The organism is Agarivorans sp. DSG3-1 (assembly GCF_046774965.1).
Classification (GTDB): Bacteria; Pseudomonadota; Gammaproteobacteria; order Enterobacterales; family Celerinatantimonadaceae; genus Agarivorans.
Map to the genome: position 1 here is coordinate 824,514 of NZ_CP177241.1, position 18,439 is coordinate 842,952.

An 18,439-nucleotide genomic window follows, 5' to 3' on the forward strand; every position below is an offset into this window, starting at 1 on the left:
CGCGGCCTTTTTATCAGTACGAGGCGCCTACCTTGAGTCAATCTATTGCTGGTTTCGACTTTGGAACATCTAACTGTGCCGTAGGCATCATGCAGGACCAACAAGCACAGTTGGTGGCGTTACCCGAACACGGTAACTACATGTCCTCAACCTTATTTGCCCCTCAATCTGAAATGATTTGTGGCTGGCTCTATCAGCAACTAGAGCAGCAAGGCAAAGCCGAGCGTTACAAGCAAGCCCGCGTAAACCAGTTAAGCGCCAGCTTACGCTCAATCAAAGAACTCAAGTTAGATGGTTACGATGAGCATTTAAGCTTTGGCCAACAAGCACTTAAAGAATATCTTATCGATCCCGCCGATTGTTATTACGTGCGCTCGCCCAAATCATTTTTAGGCGCTAGTGGTATTCGCGAACGTCAACAGCAGCAGTTTGAAGACATTGCCGCCGCTATGATGTGGCACATTGCTGAGCAGGTAAAACAAACCGGCCAAGCTGAGCTAGAAAAAGTGGTGATTGGCCGTCCGGTTAACTTCCAAGGTTTGAACAGCGATCTGAGTAATCAACAAGCCATTTCTATTTTAAACAATGCCGCCAGCTTTGCTGGTTTTAAGCAAGTTGAGTTTTTGTTCGAACCCATGGCGGCCGGACTGAGCTATCAGCAACAGTTAAGCGAAGAAAAACGCGTGCTAGTGATTGATATTGGTGGCGGTACCAGTGACGTATCAATGTTAGTAATGGGACCCGATTATCTCGCTACTCGCGATCATAACAACCTAGTACTGGGTTACAACGGCGAGCGAATTGGCGGTAACGACTTTGATATTGCCCTCAACTTTGAAACCTTAATGCCAAGCCTTGGCGCAAAACTTCACTTGGCCAGTGGCCAACCCATGCCTATTAAACCGTTTTGGGATGCTGCCGCTATTAACGATTTTCCAGCGCAAACTCGCTTTTATGAGAAAGATACCCGCTTGTTATTACAACGCTTACTCAAAGAGCCGCAATTATCGCCCCTTAAAGGTTTGCTGCGCCTCAGTGATGAGCGATTAACCTACCAAATGAGTGCATCTGCAGAACAAGCCAAAATAGCCTTAAGCAGCAGTGAACAAAGCGTAGTAGATCTTGGTTATTTAACAGAACAGCTCGAAGTAACGGTTGAGCAAACAGCTTATCAACAAGCGGCCGAGCGCTTACTTAACAGCATCGCCATGTTAAGTGATGATGTTATTACCCAAGCTGCTTGCCAACCCGATGCGATATTTTTAACCGGTGGTAGTGCTAACTCACCGATGATTAAAAACTTTTTGGCGCAACGCTATCAAGCGCCGTTAGTGAGTGGTGATAACTTTGGTAGTGTCACCAGTGGCTTGACCCTGTGGGCTAACCACATTTTTTCTTAAGCCCTATAACTGATAAACCTGAAGGGCTACTTCCTCACGATTTAGCCCTTTCTTTAACTCAACATAAAGTACTGTTTGCTCAAGCGTTCAACGGCTTTGGGCTCACCAAGCCATAGGTAGAGATGGCTTATTCGGGCTAGTTATATATTTGCTTACGTCCTATAACTCATAAACCTGCGGAGCCAATTCCACGCGGTTTTTGCCTTTTTCTTTAGCGAGATATAACGCACTATCTGCTCGCGCAACTAACGCCTCTGGGCTCACATCATAAACCGTAAGCATGGCTAAGCCCATGCTTACGGTTGCCGAAAACTTCACGCTAGCCTCAGCTTCCACCTTAAAACTCGCTAAATGCTCGCGTACTCGGTTGGCAATAATCAACGCTTGCTCTTGTAAGGTATTAGGTAGCAACAATAAAAATTCTTCGCCGCCCCAGCGACTTAAATAGTCTCCGTTGCGTAATACTTTTAGGCTTTCGATGGCAAAAATCCGCAGTGCTTCGTCACCCGCCGAATGACCATACTGGTCGTTGATTTGCTTGAAGTTATCGATATCGAGCAATATACAACATAAAGGTTGAAGCGAGCGTTTGCTCACTGCATATTCCTCAATCAGGGTTTTACTCATGGAGCGACGATTCATTAAACCAGTGAGGGAATCATGATTAGCCTGAAACTCCAAACGGCGCTGATCCTGATGCTGTTGTGTTACATCCATCATTACCGACTGCACCGCAGGTTTACCATTCCAACTGACTACCGCCTCACTGATGTGTATCCAGGCAGAGGTGCCGTCTCGACGGACATTTTCTGTCACTACACTATTAGTATCGACCCGACCTTGAATCAATTGCTCATGTAGCTGAATCGCTTTTTGTTGGTTTTCTTCGGGAATTAACGACAGCAAGCTACTTAACTTAAGCACCGCTTCCGGGCTGTCGTAACCCAAAATATTTGCCATTGCTTGGTTACAATACAGCGGCTCAAAAAAACGATGCACCACAATGCCTTGTAGCGACGACTCTAGTAACAATCGATAACGTTGTTCGCTAGCATGTAATTTCTTCTCGGCTTCTATCTGCTGAGAAAAATCCACCAAGGTAATTTGCAAAGCAGGTTGGCCTTGCCACTCGGTAACATGGTCGATGGTGAGCACAGAAAACTGCTCTCCATTTTTTTTGGTATTTTCAAAGACGCGGATTTTTGGCCTAGCTTTGCCACTGATAACCGATTCATAGGCATTAATCGCCCCTTGCTGATCGTCTTCAGCAATCAGTTCGAGCAGTGAAGGTAGCGCCAGTATTTGCTCTGCGGATTCGTAACCAAACATTTGGGCGTAACGGTCGTCAGCAAACAAGGGCACAAAATTACGATGAATCACCATTCCATAATAAGCGCTAATATCACTAACCTTACCCATACGCACCTACTATTGCTAAGTATCTTTAAAGCGTAGTCAGGCTCTAGCGCTAACTCAAATAAGCGCGCCTAACTATCACTTAATTAATACTACTGTTACATTTAAATACTCTGTGGCGATTCTTTTGGTAAGGACACGAAGTGTTAGCTGTGATCAAAACTGTAATGCTGTTTATTGGTTTAAGTTTAATTCTCCCCCTCAGCGCAGCTGACCGCGACACTGAAGCAACAGCAGAGCTCGACCCTCCCCAACTTAACATGCAGTTAAATGTAGAAGTAGTGGGTATAGAGCAAGCAGCTCTGCAAGCATCGCAAGCACTTAGCGACATTGCTATTAGCATCGACCAATTAGCAGCAAACCCAGAGATGAGCGAGCAACAACAGCAGCAGTTCGAACGTGCTTTTTTAGCGGTAGAACAATTGAGTAAGCAGCTTGATACCAGCCTACAGCAATTACCCAATACCGTAGCTAAAAGCACCAAACCGCTTATTCATCTAGCTGACCAACTCTCTAACAATATTCAGCGTTGGGTAGTGATTATTCTGGCGGCCCTAGTGCTGATTATTATCGTTGCTTTAGTGGCTATTTATTTTACTGTGCTGGCCCCCACCAGCCGGGCAGTAATTACTGCCACCAGCCAACTCAATCAGCTAGCCAGTAGCTTAAAAGTCACCGCTCAATTAGTAGAACAAACATCGGCTCAAAACCAAGCATTGCTGCTTCGCTTAGATACCCCTAAAACACCACGTTTTAAGCAGCGACACATTAGGCAATAAAAAAGGCCAGCTCACTGGCTGGCCTCGCTTATTCACTAAACAAATTACTCTCCCAAGAAGCCACCCGTTTGATGTGACCATAATTGGCTGTAGATACCATCGCCTTGAATTAACTCAGCATGAGTACCTTGCTCAACAATTTCACCTTGGTCGAGCACAATTAAGCGATCCATCGCCGCAATGGTAGATAAACGGTGGGCAATCGCTATCACGGTTTTACCTTCCATCAAATGATTCAAACTGGTTTGAATCGCCGCTTCCACTTCTGAATCCAACGCAGAGGTAGCTTCATCTAATACCAAAATAGGCGCGTCTTTAAGCAAAACTCGGGAAATCGCAATTCGCTGGCGCTGTCCGCCCGAGAGCTTAACTCCACGCTCACCTACGTGTGCATCGTAGCCAGTACGACCATCTTGGTCGGTCAAACTTAAAATAAAATCATGCGCCTTGGCCTGTTTGGCTGCGGTAATCATTTGCTCTTCGCTAGCATCAGGTCGCCCATACAAAATGTTGTCGCGCACCGAGCGATGCAGCAGCGAGGTATCTTGCGTCACCATGCCGATTTGGGCGCGCAAGCTGTCTTGGGTCACTTCGCTAATGTTTTGATCGTCGATCAAAATAGCGCCGCCCTCTACATCATGAAAACGCAGCAATAAATTTACAAGGGTGGTTTTACCCGCGCCAGAGCGCCCTACTAAACCAATTTTCTCACCGGCTTTAATGCTCAAATTCAGCTTATCAATCACGCCACTCTCTTCACCATAGTGGAAGCGAATATCTTGATAATGAATACGGCTTTCTGTCACTTTAATCGGTTTAGCATCCGCTTTATCGGTAATGGTTTGTTCGGTGGTTAAGGTTGTCATGCCATCGGCTACTGTTCCAATATTTTCGAATAGTGAACTGATTTCCCACATGATCCACTGCGCCATCCCGTTAAGGCGCAAGACCAAAGCAATCGCCACTGCAATCGCGCCTACCGATACATCACCTAAGGTCCATAAATAAATAGATAAAGCCGAGATACCAAAGGTCAGTAAATAGTTAGATAACTGCACCGAAAAGTTAAGCCCTGTCACCAAGCGCATTTGCTTATGAACAGTAACCAAGAAGCCATTCATGCCCTCTTGAGCATAATCCGCTTCACGCTGGCTATGTGAGAACAGTTTTACCGTAGCAATATTAGTGTAGCTATCAACGATACGACCACTCATTAAGGAGCGGGCATTGGCCTGTTCAGTAGAGATCCGCTTAAGCCGTGGTACAAACACCAATTGAATCGCAATATAGGCCAACAACCACAACAGCATTGGCCAAATAAGCCTAATATCGGCCTGTGCGACCAGCACCAGCATTGAGAAAAAGTACACTAAGATGTAAACCATCAGGTCTAACAGCTTCATCACGGTTTCACGCACGGCCAAAGACGTTTGCATCACTTTAGTCGCAACTCGACCAGCAAAGTCGTTAGCAAAAAAGCTCACGCTTTGACGCAACAAATAGCGGTGAGCCGACCAGCGAATAGCCATTGGGAAATTGCCCAACAAGGCCTGATGAATCACTAAAGAATCCAACAAAATCAGCAGCGGCATAATAATTAATAAGGTAATCCCCATTAACCACAAGCTACTAGCCTCTTCAGTTAAGAAAGTGGCAGGATCTTTAGTGCCCAGCCAATCAACTAACTGGCCCATAAAGCCAAATAAGGCGACTTCGCAAATAGCAATTAACGCCGATACCACAGACATCACTAACAGTGGTTTGCCCATACCTGCGCAATAGTGCATACAAAACTGGTATAAACCTTTAGGGGGTTGCTCAGGCTCTTGTTTTGGGAAAGCGACCGTAAGCCGCTCAAAAAAACTAAACATTAAAACATTCCTTGTAATAAATCTCAGGGTTACAACGAATTAACTCGTGATTGTACTGTAGCGCAATTAGTCAGTGATGCGCAGCCTTGCTGACCAATAAGCGACAAATTATTAGCATTACCAATAAAACGCCCATTGCCACTGAGAAAAAGGTCAAAGAAAGCACTTTGACCTTTATTACATTGCCACCTAGCGATCAATGTCTTCACTATTTATTGGGATTTAGCTCGGTTTGAGGAAAGAAGTTTGCCCATACAATCCAAAAGATCCCCGCTTTTAGCGTTTCAACACGCTGCAACTGCTTACCATTTTCTAAGTAGCCGGCAAAATCGAGTTGTTTAACGGGCTGTTTGCTGGGGTTGTAAAATACCCCTAAACTTTGCATCTCTTGGTCATAGTTCACCACAATGCTTTGCCCATCAACCACCAGGTTAACGACACCACCTTGGCTTACAACAAACTCTTCGGTGTAGGCAATGTAGTGCTCCCCCACATTAAACGCCCATACCAAACGTTTGCTAGGTAAGCGTTTATCAACATGCTTAATGGTAGGAAAAACCGGTTTGTCTAAGTTGTGTTGAGCATTAATCGCTAGACCAAAAATAAGCTCAATCATTCGGTCGTATAAAAATACCACGGGGTTTTCCCAAAAGGTCACTCGCATGCCTTTTTCTTGGTAGTCGTTCACAAATACCAAGCCTTCTGGGTAAGCCTGTTTAAACTTAGCAAAGGGCATTCTAAACGTCGCCACTTGCTGCATCTCGCCGTCAATCCCAGCATTAATATCGCATTCTCTGCGAGCCCAAAGCTGCTGTACTGGTTGGTCGGTATTGGCATCAGCCATTACCAAGTTATTTTCTAACTGCAGCACCGGGCGTAGCGATAAAGCTTGGCCATTAATCTCTGGCACTACCGCCATGCCCAAATTGGTTAAACCACAATAGGTCATAACAACATTAGACTGCCCATGTTTTTGGTCACCAACCACATGTGGCCGCACCAGCTGCCTATCAGAATGAGCGCGCGCTTGTCCGTTATGCTCATAAACAATCACACTTTCATCATCTCGATAAAACTGTGCTGCTTGCTCAGGGCTTAAAAATACCGCATTTTCTTGGCGAGCACGCATCATAATGTCTGGATTAATCGCCCCAGAAAAATACATCACTAAGATAATGGCACTCACCACCAGCATCATTAACAATGAAATGTGGCTAGCCAGCAACAGCCACCCCAACCAAGCAACAGCCAAGCTGATTAAGGTATTGCGACTCAAGCTTTTACGCTTGTGCCAGGCCCGCATCGTTTTTTTCCGAGTAGACTTCACCACCCATTGGCCAAAGTCGCCTAACTCCATAAAAATAATGAAGGCGTAATACATCGCCACCGCCAAGCCCGCACTAATCAATACACTAGATAACATATACACCTCAATTCAATAAACTCATTAAACTGCAGCCAGTGTAGGTTTTGTGAACAATGAGAAAAATCCACGACATCAAAACCCTTTGTTGCATATAATGGAACAAATCAAGCTTGCAAGGATCGCCAGGTGAATTTAGAAGATATGGATCTATTTGTTCAGTTAGCTAAACACGGTAGTTTTACCAAAGCGGCTGACGCAACAGACATTCCAAAATCAACCATTAGTAGACGTATCACCAACCTAGAGAAACACCTTGGTGTGCAACTGCTGGCCCGCACCACCCGCAAGTTAAGCCTTACCGAAGTGGGAGAAAACTATCTGCAAGGTTGCCAGAGTTTAATCGAGCAAGCTAAGCGTTTAGAACAAGATACCCAGCAGCAAAACGACGAACCCAGCGGCACCTTAAGCATCTTTATCCCCAATACCCTGTTACGTGTTTTTTGGCCAGTGGTGATAGAGATGATTAACGACTATCCCGAGTTAAAATTTGAAGCATTTAGCAGCGAAGGTCGCCAAGAAGATCAAACCACCACTCGCTACGACATTATGTTTCATGTTGACGAACCCAAAGATTCTTCGCTAATTGCGCGTCGTGTATCCATTGTTGAATACGATTACTATGCAAGCCCTGCCTATATCGCTAAACATGGTTTGCTGCAACAACCCAGCGATGTAGAAAAACATCAGATTATCTTTAATTCCGTGTCCCAGTCCCCGGTTCATTTTTGGCGTTTTGACTACCAAGGCGAGATTGTGCAGCAAGCTATTTCTCCCTTCTTTAGTGTGCAAAATCCAGAATTGGGTTTAGATTTATGCTTGCAAGATAAAGGCATCGCCTTGGTCCCGCATATGTTGTCTAAAGAGTTAGTGCAACAAGGTAAGCTAGTAAAAGCTTACGCCCACCCGCAGCAACTGAGTGGCTACATTTATGCCATCTACCATTCGAGAAAATTCTTGCCAGCCAAGGTGAGGATATTTATCGACAAGCTACAACGTTTTTTAGAAGCTAAGTTTAATTAGTTCATAAATTGGAACAATGCATTGCATCGAGAGGGATTTTTCGCGGCTGACGGTTTGCCTACACTGTGCCCATCTTAACGAGCACATTGCAGGTATTACTTAATGAACATTAAAACTTCTGTTTACGCCCTTATCTTTGCAGGCCTGATTTCCAGCACAGCCCATGCAGCCAACATTCAGCTAAAAGACGGCCGCGCTTTGCAAGGCGACATTGTGTCGCAAAATGCCGAAACATTAGTGTTAGACATGCAAGGCATTGAAGTTAAATTACCCACTGAGCAAGTGGCCAGCATTGATTTTAACGACACCAATAACATCGTGACTCCTGCACCTGCCGCAGAAGAACCGGTTACCTCTCAAGCCTCGAATGAACCGGTAGAAGTTCCAGCAGGCACTATTCTTACTATTCGCATGAGCGAAAGCGTGAATACTCGCCAGCATGAAACTGGCCAGCGCTTCACCGCAACCTTAGAAGCCAACTTAATGTCGGGCGATACGGTGGTAGCTAAGCGTGGTAGTACTGTTTATGGCGAGCTGAGTGAAGTGAAAAAAGCCGGTCGAATTGCCGGCTCCGCAGACATGGCCATCACCCTAACCAGTATTCTTATTAACGACCAAATGCACGATATTCATACCGACATACTAAGCTCTAGTGGCGCTAACACCGCCGGTGACACCGTGGGAAAAACCGCACGTGCGGCTGCTATTGGTGGCTTAATTAACGGCAGTGATGGCGCGAAAAATGGGGCTAAAGTGGGGGTTGGCGCATCGGTACTCACCCAAGGTAACGACATAGAGCTGCCAAAAGACAGCCTCATTGAATTTACCTTAGCCGCGCCTTTAGTCGCGTAGGTTTAATCAGCAGGCGGCAGCTCACCCGCCTGCTGTAAAATAAAGGCGGTAGAAGGTTCAGTTTTATCCAGCAGTTTTTCAACTTGCTTAATCTGGTCCAGTGCCGCCGAGTCTTTACGGTAACTCAAATACACAGGTTGTAACCAAGGCTCAGCATCTTCAACATAAAACAATTGCTGGCTGTCGATAAAGGGTTCAATCATAGAAGCAGGCAAGTAGCTTGCCCCGCCTTTTTCCAGAATAAAGTCTAAAGCAATTCGGCCGGTAGAGGTGCGCAAAAACGGTGGCGGCATTTTGCTGTGTCGAGAAGCATGTTCAGAGCTAAATCGTGTTCCCCAATCTACATACACATAGCTTTTCGCTAACGCCGATAGCTGATTCTGCCGCTGAGTAGAGACCAGCACCAACTCCAAATCTGCCACCTTACTACAGACTAATTCATCAGACTTTAGCTGATCTAGCCCCACCCCAATATCAAGGGTTCGTTCTACCAACGCTCGATGCATGTGCTCACGGCCTAAACTCTCGGCACTAAACGCATACCCTTGAAAGGTATCAGTAATCACACTTAAACAATGCTGCAAATAAGCGTCCCACACATTCGGCGTACCCGCTAACGCAAGCTGAATAGCGTGTGCTTTGCTCAACAGTAATTCGGCTTTAGATTGCTCTAAAGTACGCACCATGTTTTCGGCATAGGCAATTAAACGTTCGCCAGAACTGGTGAGTTTTATGGCGTTACGATCTCGAATAAATAATTGAGTATCAAAAAAACTTTCTAGCTGTTTAATCCGCGCACTCACCGCCGCTTGGGTGATATACAGGTTCTCAGAAGCTCGCCCAAAATGCTTAACTTTGGCCACCTCCAAAAACGTTCGGAATACTTTTACATCCATTCAATAGCCCCTTTCCCGCTAACCCGAGGTTAACAAACAAAATTTGTTCATACGATAAAAACTATTCGTTTTCATCTTGAACAAATATTCTCTACCTTGCAGCCAAATTACCCACGGCTGTAAAAGCCGCTTCACCACTAAGTTGGAGTGACCGCAATGATGATCGATTTTCGCTTTGGCAACAAACGTTTCTACGACGATAAACGCTTTAAACACGGGTTTCGTAAATCGGGTGATTTCACTCTACTTGAGTCCGAGTTGCTCAGTTTATATGGCGAAACAATGCGAGCGCTAGATGCGGGAGAAATGATGCCCGAAGGGCAGCAAGAACAGCACTTTTTATTGGTCTGTAGCAAGCAACTTGAAGCAGACACCAAACTAGAAAAAATTTGGATTAAATACAAAGACCTAGCCCATTCAAGACGGCGTTTTCATACCTTGAATAGTCGCTCTAAATCTCAGGTAGATAATCTTGAGAATGAAGATGAAACATTTGTCACTGAAGATGGCTAAGCCCATTTATTTAAGCTAATCATAAATTAATAGGATCGAATCATGCGTGTAGCCATTTTATCTCGAGGTGAAAACCTTTACTCCACCCGCCGCTTAAAAGAAGCAGGCGAAGCGCGTGGACACCAAGTTGACATCATTGACACCTTGCATTGCTATATGGATATCACCAGTAGTAAACCAACAGTACGTTACAACGGCGAAGTACTGCCGCAATATGATGCGGTGATTCCACGCATTGGTTCGTCGATTACCTTTTATGGCACAGCAGTGGTGCGCCAATTTGAAATGATGGGTACTTTTTGTGTCAATGAGTCGGTAGCAATTAGCCGTTCTCGCGACAAACTGCGTTCACTACAGTTGTTGTCTCGCAAAGGTATTGGCTTGCCACGTACCGGTTTTGCCAGCAAACCTGACAAAATTCAGGATCTGATTAAAAATGTTGGCGGAGCTCCGTTAGTCATCAAACTGCTAGAAGGCACTCAAGGCATAGGCGTGGTATTGGCCGAAACCAACAAAGCCGCCGAAAGTGTGATTGAAGCGTTTATGGGCTTAAAAGCCAATATTTTGGTGCAGGAGTTTATTAAAGAAGCCGGTGGCGCCGATATTCGCTGCTTAGTGGTAGGCGGAAAAGTGGTTGCGGCTATGAAACGCCAAGCGGCTGAAGGCGAGTTTCGTTCCAACCTACACCGTGGCGGCGCCGCACAATTGGTGCGCCTAAGCAAAGAAGAACGTGCCACTGCTATTAATGCTGCTAAGGCCATGGGTTTGAACCTATGTGGTGTAGACATATTGCAGTCAAACAACGGGCCAGTGGTGATGGAGGTTAACTCTTCTCCGGGCTTAGAGGGCATTGAAAACGCCACCGGTAAAGATGTTGCCGCTATGGTATTCGAGTTTATCGAGAAGAACGCCAAGCCCTTTGCCACCAAAACACGCGGCAAAGGGTAGAGGTAAGCCATGATTATTGCTGGAACAGAGATTAAGCCGGGTGAGCAAAAGCAACTACAAATTCCGGTGGCCAAGCTCTATACCGACACCGACATTTCTATTCCGGTGCATATCACCCGCGCCAAGCGCGCGGGGCCAACGGTATTTATTAGCGCGGCGGTACATGGTGACGAGCTAAACGGGATTGAGATTATTCGCCGTTTAACTCGCTCATCTAGCTTTAAAATTACCAAGGGCTGCTTAATTGCAGTGCCGATGGTTAATATTTATGGGGTGCTAAACCAGAGCCGTTATATGCCCGATAGGCGCGATTTAAATCGCTGCTTTCCGGGATCAGAAAAAGGCTCGTTAGCCGGTCGACTGGCACATATATTTCTCACCGAGATTGTGGCGCATTGCGACTACGGCATTGATTTACATACGGGCGCGATTCATCGCTCTAATTTGCCGCAAATTAGAGCCAACTTGAAAGACCCAGAAACCCAACAACTGGCTGAAGCTTTTGGCGTGCCAGTATTGCTAAATGCCGATTTACGAGATGGTTCGTTACGGGAAGCGGCGGTAGATAACGACACAAAAATACTGCTTTACGAAGCGGGTGAAGCACTGCGCTTTGATGAGCTATCGATACAAAGTGGGGTAAAAGGCATACTAAAAGTTCTGTCGCATTTAGGTATGATTAAAAAGCGCCGCAGCAGTAAAAAAGCGTCGCCATACGTAGCCTATAGCAGCGCTTGGTTACGCGCATCCGCCAGCGGTATTGTGACTGAATATGCACAGCTAGGTGATTTGGTGGATGCCGGTGACATCATGGCCGACATTAACAGCCCTTTTGGCGAGTTAATTAATCAAGTACGCGCAAAACGTTCTGGCATAGTAATAGGTAAGCAGAACATACCCTTGGTACAAGAGGGTGACGCCATGTACCACTTAGCATTTTTTGGCGCAGAACAAGATGAAGTCGCCGAACAAATAGAAAATTGGCAAGAGTCGATTAGCCCTTCGACCAGCCCTTAACAGAACAAGGTAAAACAATGAGTATTACTACCATTTTCCTTATCGCAGTAGCTTTTGCAGCCTTTTTTATTGCTCAAAGCAAACTTAACCAAGTGGTGCTTAGCTACGGTGAAGAGCGCAATATTGCCAAAACAAGGATTCATTACGTCAGTTGGATACTACGTAGTGTTTTAGTGCTGCTGTTAGTCATGGTTGTTAGCGTGGTTAGTGATGTTGGCTTCAACGACTTTGGTATATTTCTCTCTTCGGTATTTGCGGTATTAGGTGTCGCGCTATTTGCCCAGTGGTCTATTTTAAGCAACGTAACTGCCAGTGTTATTGTATTTTTCTTTTTCCCTTACCGAGTCGGTAACCGAGTAAAAATACTCGACGGCGACAACTCTATTGAAGGGCGTTTAGAAGAAATCACCCTGTTCCACGTGATTTTGCTGGCAGACAATGGCGCTAAGCTCACTTTTCCTAATGCCATGGTATTTCAAAAAGCGGTTGTCATTGGCGAGCACCAGCCTACCCGAGCCGTAGAAAAGAAAACCCCTGCAGCGGCAGAACCAGAAGAAGATAACAATGGCTAAATTAATCATAGGTAACTTAGAAACTGGCCACCTGCCCGATTTAGGGATTAGCGATTTACAGGTGCGTGTAGATACTGGCGCAAAAACCTCGGCCCTGCATGTAGATAACTTAGAGCGAACCAAAGTAAACGGTAAGCCACATATTAGCTTTGATTTACATCCAGACATTTATAACTTGGATCAGGTGAGTCGTTGCAGTGCGCCAGTATTTGATACGCGGAAAATAAAGTCATCTAATGGCGATGTTGAACAACGTTATGTTATTCAAACTAGATTTCAATTGGGCGAACATGTTTGGCCTATTGAAATAACACTAAGTAACCGTAAAGATATGACTTATCTAATGTTATTAGGCCGTGAAGGCATGGGTGACAATGTGTTGGTCGATCCTTCAAAAAGCTTTTTGGTGAATACCTAAGGGGTACCGCCCATTTGCAGCATCGAGGAATAGATCTCTAACCACCAATAAGGACAGCCACAATGACCAGCGAAGCAAAGACAAGCTCCAACCAACAAACCTTTGATGGTCACCATGACGCGGCACTACGCCGCGTTTTGGATGCGCTTGACCAAGAGCAACAGCCGGCCGATCTCAGCTTTATTAGCCAATACGACAACGCTATATTGGCTAACCTTATCGAATCACTGCCCGACGGTTACCGCCAACACATTTGGCCGCAATGCAGCACCGAGCGCTACTGGGACATACTGCACTTAATGCAGTATGAAACGGTTAAGCACTTACTTAGCCAATTTAGCCAACAACAACTCAACGAGTTACAGCATTTCGTTAGTGATACCGAAATTGTTGAATTTGCCGACATTCTTCCAGATTCGATGGTGGATATTTATCTTGAACAGCAAGATGAACTCACCGCCGCACAGCTGCAAGACGCATTAAGCTACGAAGACGAACAAGTTGGCCGCTATGTAGATACCCACATTTTACGTGCCCGACCAAATTCTAAGGTAGAACGCATTAAACAACGTTTAAGCACTCGTAGTAACAAACACGTCGCCATTTACTTGGTGGATGCCAATGGGCAATTTCAGGGTGCCTGCAGCATGACCGATATCAGCAATGCCAGTGACCATACTCGGCTCAGCGAACTTGGCCAAAGCATAGAAGTATTCGACCACCAGCAAATGCTGGCCGATATCGCTTTGTCACTGAACGTTGTGCCGGGGCATGCTTGGCATCCGGTGCAGAGAGACGGCAAAATTATTGGTGCGATTGCGCTGTCTAACATTGTGCAATGGCTGCAAGAACGTAGCTTAGATATTGCCATTAGCGATTCCCCTTCTGATGAAGAAGATCTGTTCACTCCTGTGCCCACAGCCGCCAAAATGCGCGCAATTTGGCTCACCACCAACTTAGCCACTGCGTTTTTAGCCTCTTGGGTAATTGGTTTATTTGAAGGCGCTTTGCAGCAATTAGTCGCGCTAGCTATTTTAATGCCGGTAGTGGCCAGCATGGGCGGTATTGCCGGTAGCCAAACCTTAGCTGTAGCCCTACGAGGTATTGCACTAAACCACTTACAACAAAGCAACCTTAAGCTGCTGTTAAACAAAGAGCTTAAAATTGCAGCCTTTAACGGCTTAATGCTGGGTTTGGTGATAGCTGGCGTGGTGAGCTTGTGGTTTCAATCACTGCCATTAGGCATGGTGATTTTTGTCGCCATAGTATTAAACAGTTTGGCAGCCGCAGCTTCGGCCACCATGATTCCCTTTGTACTGAAAAAAATGAAGATTGACCCTGCGGTAGCGGGATCGGTAATACTTACTACAGTGACCGACATTGTAGGCTTTGTCGCCTTCTTAGGCCTCGCTTCACTCTTTTTAATAAGCTAGACAAGGGCTTAAGTCAGCCAATTAAGGATAAACCATGATAGGAACCTGGTTAAGCACCGGCAAAGAAGCGCCTACTCACGGCGATGAGGCACAGATAAATACCTGGTTTGAGAACACCGATAGCTGCATTTGGATCGACATAGATTTAAGCACCTTTAGCCAAGCCAAAGCAGAACAATTACTTAAACGTTTTGCTTGCCACCCTTTGGCCATTGTTGATGTTTTTCGCTCACGTCACCCACCCAAAATCGAGCTATTTGAAGAACAAGTATTCATGCTGTATCGCGGTATTCAAAGCTGCTAGGGCGAGTTGCGGTTCGAGCATATGCAACTAGCCATGTTGGTAGGAAAAAACTACCTGATTACACTGCACCAAGGGCAGTCACAAGGTATAGAAAACTTACTCACGCAGAACTTTCACAAGTATCTTCAGCACCCGCTCAGCTTAGCCAGCCGCATTATGCACAGTGCATCTACCTTGTATTTGAATCAGCTATTGGCATTTGAAGATCAACTCAGTGAGCTAGAAGAACAACTTAGCGATCATGGTGACGACCAGTTACTCAGCACCATTACTCGACAAAAGACCGACATATTGCGCTTAAATAGGATCTTTAATTACCACTTAAGCTTAAGCAAAAAGCTACTCAACTTAGAGCAAGAACAAAGCCTAAACGGGATCGCTATTGATCAACCCGTACTGCAAGATTTGCACGAGCGCTTCGAACGGTTGCACAGCCTAAGCAGCATGTATTATGAAATATGCGGCGACCTTGTTGACGGCTACTTATCAATTAGCTCTCATAAGCTAAACAACACCATGCGAGTGTTAACCTTGATTACCGCCATTTTTGTCCCTTTAAGTTTTTTAGCCGGCATTTACGGCATGAATTTCGAGGTAATCCCAGAGCTGCAACACCCCAATGGCTACTTTATCTTAATCGGTGTGATGTTCACTATCGCACTAAGTTTGATTGGGCTATTTAAATGGAAGCGCTGGTTTTAAGCCTATTAGGCAACTATTTGAAACTACTGCGTCTTTATTCAGCACAAAGTGACAAACAAACTCGCGTTCATCATTGCGCCTACTCGGTATTAAATAACAAATAAGTTATTAAGACAGGTAAACTAGTGTCGTTAATTTCATGCATTTGTATTTATCCGCTTTGGAGATCGTAATGGATTGGATCGCACTACTGGCCGCAGCAACAATAATTGCTAGCTTTATCTTTATCATTTATTTGAGCAATCGGCTCACGAATAAATGGTTTCGTTATGCGCTTAGGTTGCTCGCTGCGCCGTTAGCTCTGATGACGATTGTCATTTACACTCTGGCTTTAGATATGCCGCTTAAGTCATCTGAAAAAGCCGGAGCCTACTTATTTTATTTGGCCATAACCCTAGCTGTCGTTTATCTATTTATGCGGCATAGAAAAAAATCAAAGGCGATAGCTGCTCAGCAAGCCTCGTAGAATACGATTTAGCAAACAACGGAATGATAATGAAACGATTAATCTTGGTCACCTCTCCGCCTGCCAGCGGAAAAACCTATATCTCTAAGCAATTAGCCAAAGCGCTTAAGCACGTTGTTTACTTAGATAAAGACACACTTATCGTGTTATCTCATCAAATTTTTAAGCTGGCCAATGTGGAAGTAAACCGCAGTTCAGATTTCTTTGAAGAGCATATTCGCAACTACGAATATCAGGCTACCTTGGCCCTTGCCATGGAGGCATTAGATTACGACGATATCGTTTTAATTAATGCGCCATTTACCCGCGAGATAAGAGACACAGCTTACATTGATGAACTAAAACAACAGTTGGTAGAGAAAAATGCTCGACTCACTGTGGTTTGGGTAGAAACCGATGTTGATGTAGTGAAACAGCGCATGATTGACCGAAACTCATCAAGAGATACTTGGAAATTAGAAAACTGGGATGAATACATTAAGGGAGTCGACTCTTCTGTTCCTCACTGTATTGATAACCCTGAAGTGGTGGACGACTTACTGTTATTTAAAAACTCTAATCAGCAGCAGTACCAGCAATCGATGCAGGACATTCTTAAGGTGTTAGAAACCAAATAGTCTTATACGGCTGAACCTTTAAAAGTGCTAAATTAATGCGAAAGGCGGGCCTAAAAGACCCGCCTTTTTCTTGTTTAACGCGAATGCTAGTGAAACTAATTCAGTGAAGACCTTATAATGCTAGATTCTGTGCTCACTATCCCACTTAGGTTTGAATGAGCCGCTTAGTTAACCGGCGGCTTCTCCCTCCCTTCAGCGTAAAGGATTAATGTGATTTCGAAATTACCCCGCTGGGTAGAATATGGTTCATTTGTATTGGCCCTTGTTGCTGGGCTAGTGAATGCAATTGGCTTATTAGGTTTTAAACACCAAGCTATTTCTCATTTATCGGGTACTGCCACACTGATTGGCACAGGTATCGTAAACTCAACACTGTCAGATTTACTGCACTTAAGCCTGGTGGTGGTTAGTTTTCTGGCTGGGTCGGCAATATCAGGATTTTTTCTTCGCAGTGGCTCGTTAAAGCTAGGGCGTAACTACAGCGGACTGCTCACGCTAGAGGCGTTTTTCTTGGTCGCTTCAGTGTTTTTATTATCGCAAGATTCCATGCACGGGCACTACTTAGCCTCGGCCGCCTGTGGCCTACAAAATGCCTTAGCCACCACTTACAGTGGGGCGGTTATTCGCACTACCCACCTTACCGGCATCTTCACCGACTTAGGGATTATGTTTGGCGCAAAACTGCGTGGAGAAGCATTTGATAAACGCAAAGCGATGCTGTTTTTGATCATCATTTCTGGCTTTGTCGCGGGCGGAACGTTAGGAGCCTTATCTTTTAGTACCTTACATTTTAAGGCACTGTTTATACCTGCCAGTATTTGCTTATTACTCGCCGTTTCGTATTCAATTTACAGCGCAAGAGTCAGGCATAACTCTAATAATGTTCAATAAAAAAGTTGGCAAGTAAATAGGCGGTAATGTGTATAGAGACAATCACAACCATACCAAACCTTAGCATACAATAGCGCCTTGTAAGGGTTATTGCTATATTCCTCTTCTTTAACTGTGGATCGTTTACATGCCCGATAGAAAAAGCCTTCACACCCAAGCGATTGTTGATGATTTTGTGGCACCTGTTTGCGATGAGTCGGTGGATATTATGTATCAAGACCAAGATATCTTGCTAATCAATAAACCCAGCGGTTTACTGAGTTTGTCGGGTAAAAATCCTCTTAACTGGGACTCAGTACATTATCGCTTAGTACATGGCCAAGCCGGAGTAAGCCCGGTTTTTCCTAAAGCATTATTGCCCCACAGATTAGATTTAGGCACATCAGGTATTATGGTTGTCGGTTTACATGCAGCCGCTGCACAGCACCTTAACAAACAATTTCAAGCACGTACTATTCGCAAATATTACCTAGCCATTGTAGAGGGCTGGATCGAACAGCAGCAAGGGCAGATAAATCTCGCCATCGCTAAAGATAAGCGGCTCTTTCCTAAAGTAAAAATTTGCCTCAGTACTGGCAAAGCAGCTATTAGCCAATACACGGTATTAAAACGCCTAGAGCACCCGCGCAGAAGCTTAGTACAGTTTGAGCCGCTCACAGGACGCACTCATCAATTACGGATCCACAGCCATGCAATTGGCCACCCTATTCTTGGCTGTGATTTGTATAAGAGTATAGACAGCCAACAGCTGTCTACACGTTTGCAATTGCACGCCAGCGACTTGTTCTTCGCTCATCCAAGTAGCGGTGACGAAATACATGCAAACAGCCCTAGCCCATTTTAACGGTTTGCTAAAACGCCACTGAAAAACAATAAGCGTTAACAACATTCAGCCAGA

At 45.1% G+C, this 18,439-nt stretch carries 20 protein-coding genes; 16 read left to right on the plus strand and 4 right to left on the minus strand.

Features of this window, described 5'->3' with window-relative positions:
- Nucleotides 1-32 precede the first annotated feature (32 nt).
- Nucleotides 33-1,400, plus strand: a complete 1,368-nt coding sequence (gene yegD, locus ACLD71_RS03850; protein ID WP_411993081.1) for a molecular chaperone — start codon at nt 33-35, stop codon at nt 1,398-1,400.
- 159 nt (nt 1,401-1,559) lie between these two features.
- Here the strand turns inward: yegD and ACLD71_RS03855 are convergent, their stop codons facing one another.
- Nucleotides 1,560-2,819 (minus strand): sensor domain-containing diguanylate cyclase, encoded by a 1,260-nt coding sequence (locus ACLD71_RS03855; RefSeq protein WP_137674068.1) that lies wholly within the window; start codon nt 2,817-2,819, stop codon nt 1,560-1,562.
- A gap of 140 nt (nt 2,820-2,959) precedes the next feature.
- Here ACLD71_RS03855 and ACLD71_RS03860 point away from each other — a divergent pair, with 140 nt between their 5' ends.
- Nucleotides 2,960-3,595: a hypothetical protein gene (locus ACLD71_RS03860; protein WP_137674069.1), complete on the plus strand. Its 636-nt coding sequence runs from the start codon at nt 2,960-2,962 to the stop codon at nt 3,593-3,595.
- Nucleotides 3,596-3,639: 44 nt separating this feature from the next.
- Here ACLD71_RS03860 and ACLD71_RS03865 read toward each other — a convergent pair whose 3' ends face one another.
- Entirely contained in the window at nt 3,640-5,466 is a 1,827-nt protein-coding gene (locus ACLD71_RS03865) for an ABC transporter ATP-binding protein (RefSeq protein ID WP_137674070.1), read from the minus strand.
- A 208-nt stretch (nt 5,467-5,674) separates the two neighbouring features.
- On the minus strand, nt 5,675-6,889 hold the full coding sequence (locus ACLD71_RS03870) for a DUF3179 domain-containing (seleno)protein (protein WP_411993084.1): 1,215 nt from the start codon (nt 6,887-6,889) through the stop codon (nt 5,675-5,677).
- Nucleotides 6,890-7,018: 129 nt separating this feature from the next.
- Here ACLD71_RS03870 and ACLD71_RS03875 point away from each other — a divergent pair, with 129 nt between their 5' ends.
- Together ACLD71_RS03875 and ACLD71_RS03880 are read left to right on the plus strand one after the other, a co-directional pair.
- Nucleotides 7,019-7,912, plus strand: a complete 894-nt coding sequence (locus ACLD71_RS03875; RefSeq protein ID WP_137674072.1) for a LysR family transcriptional regulator — start codon at nt 7,019-7,021, stop codon at nt 7,910-7,912.
- Between the two features lie 102 nt (nt 7,913-8,014).
- Nucleotides 8,015-8,764 (plus strand): hypothetical protein, encoded by a 750-nt coding sequence (locus tag ACLD71_RS03880; RefSeq protein ID WP_137674073.1) that lies wholly within the window; start codon nt 8,015-8,017, stop codon nt 8,762-8,764.
- 2 nt (nt 8,765-8,766) lie between these two features.
- On the opposite strand, the gene ACLD71_RS03885 is transcribed toward ACLD71_RS03880, so the two are convergent.
- Nucleotides 8,767-9,660, minus strand: a complete 894-nt coding sequence (locus ACLD71_RS03885) for a LysR family transcriptional regulator (RefSeq protein WP_411993086.1) — start codon at nt 9,658-9,660, stop codon at nt 8,767-8,769.
- Nucleotides 9,661-9,816: 156 nt separating this feature from the next.
- Here ACLD71_RS03885 and maoP point away from each other — a divergent pair, with 156 nt between their 5' ends.
- The 12 genes from maoP to ACLD71_RS03945 all read left to right on the plus strand — a co-directional run bounded on the left by maoP (nt 9,817) and on the right by ACLD71_RS03945 (nt 18,385).
- The gene (gene maoP / locus ACLD71_RS03890) at nt 9,817-10,173 is read left to right on the plus strand and encodes a DUF413 domain-containing protein (RefSeq protein WP_411993088.1); all 357 of its coding nucleotides are present in this window, start codon (nt 9,817-9,819) and stop codon (nt 10,171-10,173) included.
- Between the two features lie 42 nt (nt 10,174-10,215).
- Entirely contained in the window at nt 10,216-11,121 is a 906-nt protein-coding gene (gene rimK, locus ACLD71_RS03895) for a 30S ribosomal protein S6--L-glutamate ligase (RefSeq protein WP_137674075.1), read from the plus strand.
- A 9-nt stretch (nt 11,122-11,130) separates the two neighbouring features.
- Nucleotides 11,131-12,138 carry a succinylglutamate desuccinylase/aspartoacylase family protein gene (locus tag ACLD71_RS03900; RefSeq protein WP_411993090.1) on the plus strand — a complete coding sequence of 336 codons (1,008 nt, stop codon included), beginning with the start codon at nt 11,131-11,133 and terminating at the stop codon, nt 12,136-12,138.
- A 17-nt stretch (nt 12,139-12,155) separates the two neighbouring features.
- On the plus strand, nt 12,156-12,710 hold the full coding sequence (locus ACLD71_RS03905) for a mechanosensitive ion channel domain-containing protein (protein ID WP_411993092.1): 555 nt from the start codon (nt 12,156-12,158) through the stop codon (nt 12,708-12,710).
- Nucleotides 12,703-13,128, plus strand: a complete 426-nt coding sequence (locus ACLD71_RS03910; RefSeq protein ID WP_303553243.1) for an ATP-dependent zinc protease — start codon at nt 12,703-12,705, stop codon at nt 13,126-13,128. The genes ACLD71_RS03905 and ACLD71_RS03910 overlap by 8 nt, the downstream gene beginning before the upstream one ends.
- Before the next feature lie 62 nt (nt 13,129-13,190).
- Nucleotides 13,191-14,561 carry a magnesium transporter gene (locus ACLD71_RS03915; protein ID WP_411993095.1) on the plus strand — a complete coding sequence of 457 codons (1,371 nt, stop codon included), beginning with the start codon at nt 13,191-13,193 and terminating at the stop codon, nt 14,559-14,561.
- A gap of 34 nt (nt 14,562-14,595) precedes the next feature.
- Nucleotides 14,596-14,865: a hypothetical protein gene (locus tag ACLD71_RS03920; protein ID WP_411993097.1), complete on the plus strand. Its 270-nt coding sequence runs from the start codon at nt 14,596-14,598 to the stop codon at nt 14,863-14,865.
- Nucleotides 14,866-14,886: 21 nt separating this feature from the next.
- Nucleotides 14,887-15,567, plus strand: coding sequence for a magnesium transporter CorA family protein (locus ACLD71_RS03925; RefSeq protein WP_411993099.1), 681 nt, complete (start codon nt 14,887-14,889; stop codon nt 15,565-15,567).
- A 172-nt stretch (nt 15,568-15,739) separates the two neighbouring features.
- Nucleotides 15,740-16,033: an AzlD domain-containing protein gene (locus ACLD71_RS03930; protein ID WP_137674081.1), complete on the plus strand. Its 294-nt coding sequence runs from the start codon at nt 15,740-15,742 to the stop codon at nt 16,031-16,033.
- 29 nt (nt 16,034-16,062) lie between these two features.
- Entirely contained in the window at nt 16,063-16,650 is a 588-nt protein-coding gene (locus tag ACLD71_RS03935; RefSeq protein ID WP_411993101.1) for an AAA family ATPase, read from the plus strand.
- Between the two features lie 210 nt (nt 16,651-16,860).
- Entirely contained in the window at nt 16,861-17,541 is a 681-nt protein-coding gene (locus ACLD71_RS03940; protein WP_137674083.1) for a YoaK family protein, read from the plus strand.
- A gap of 127 nt (nt 17,542-17,668) precedes the next feature.
- A complete protein-coding gene (locus ACLD71_RS03945) occupies nt 17,669-18,385 on the plus strand; it encodes an RluA family pseudouridine synthase (protein ID WP_411993103.1) in 717 nt (238 codons plus the stop codon).
- Nucleotides 18,386-18,439: the final 54 nt, after the last annotated feature.

What these genes read in the sequence shown, in the direction of transcription:
- ACLD71_RS03855 (WP_137674068.1), bottom strand. Translation starts at nt 2,819, where the DNA reads ATGGGTAAGGTTAGTGATATTAGCGCTTATTATGGAATGGTGATTCAT.
- ACLD71_RS03865 (WP_137674070.1), bottom strand. Translation starts at nt 5,466, where the DNA reads ATGTTTAGTTTTTTTGAGCGGCTTACGGTCGCTTTCCCAAAACAAGAG.
- ACLD71_RS03870 (WP_411993084.1), bottom strand. Translation starts at nt 6,889, where the DNA reads ATGTTATCTAGTGTATTGATTAGTGCGGGCTTGGCGGTGGCGATGTAT.
- ACLD71_RS03880 (WP_137674073.1), top strand. Translation starts at nt 8,015, where the DNA reads ATGAACATTAAAACTTCTGTTTACGCCCTTATCTTTGCAGGCCTGATT.
- ACLD71_RS03885 (WP_411993086.1), bottom strand. Translation starts at nt 9,660, where the DNA reads ATGGATGTAAAAGTATTCCGAACGTTTTTGGAGGTGGCCAAAGTTAAG.
- maoP (WP_411993088.1), top strand. Translation starts at nt 9,817, where the DNA reads ATGATGATCGATTTTCGCTTTGGCAACAAACGTTTCTACGACGATAAA.
- rimK (WP_137674075.1), top strand. Translation starts at nt 10,216, where the DNA reads ATGCGTGTAGCCATTTTATCTCGAGGTGAAAACCTTTACTCCACCCGC.
- ACLD71_RS03900 (WP_411993090.1), top strand. Translation starts at nt 11,131, where the DNA reads ATGATTATTGCTGGAACAGAGATTAAGCCGGGTGAGCAAAAGCAACTA.
- ACLD71_RS03905 (WP_411993092.1), top strand. Translation starts at nt 12,156, where the DNA reads ATGAGTATTACTACCATTTTCCTTATCGCAGTAGCTTTTGCAGCCTTT.
- ACLD71_RS03910 (WP_303553243.1), top strand. Translation starts at nt 12,703, where the DNA reads ATGGCTAAATTAATCATAGGTAACTTAGAAACTGGCCACCTGCCCGAT.
- ACLD71_RS03915 (WP_411993095.1), top strand. Translation starts at nt 13,191, where the DNA reads ATGACCAGCGAAGCAAAGACAAGCTCCAACCAACAAACCTTTGATGGT.
- ACLD71_RS03920 (WP_411993097.1), top strand. Translation starts at nt 14,596, where the DNA reads ATGATAGGAACCTGGTTAAGCACCGGCAAAGAAGCGCCTACTCACGGC.
- ACLD71_RS03925 (WP_411993099.1), top strand. Translation starts at nt 14,887, where the DNA reads ATGCAACTAGCCATGTTGGTAGGAAAAAACTACCTGATTACACTGCAC.
- ACLD71_RS03930 (WP_137674081.1), top strand. Translation starts at nt 15,740, where the DNA reads ATGGATTGGATCGCACTACTGGCCGCAGCAACAATAATTGCTAGCTTT.
- ACLD71_RS03935 (WP_411993101.1), top strand. Translation starts at nt 16,063, where the DNA reads ATGAAACGATTAATCTTGGTCACCTCTCCGCCTGCCAGCGGAAAAACC.
- ACLD71_RS03945 (WP_411993103.1), top strand. Translation starts at nt 17,669, where the DNA reads ATGCCCGATAGAAAAAGCCTTCACACCCAAGCGATTGTTGATGATTTT.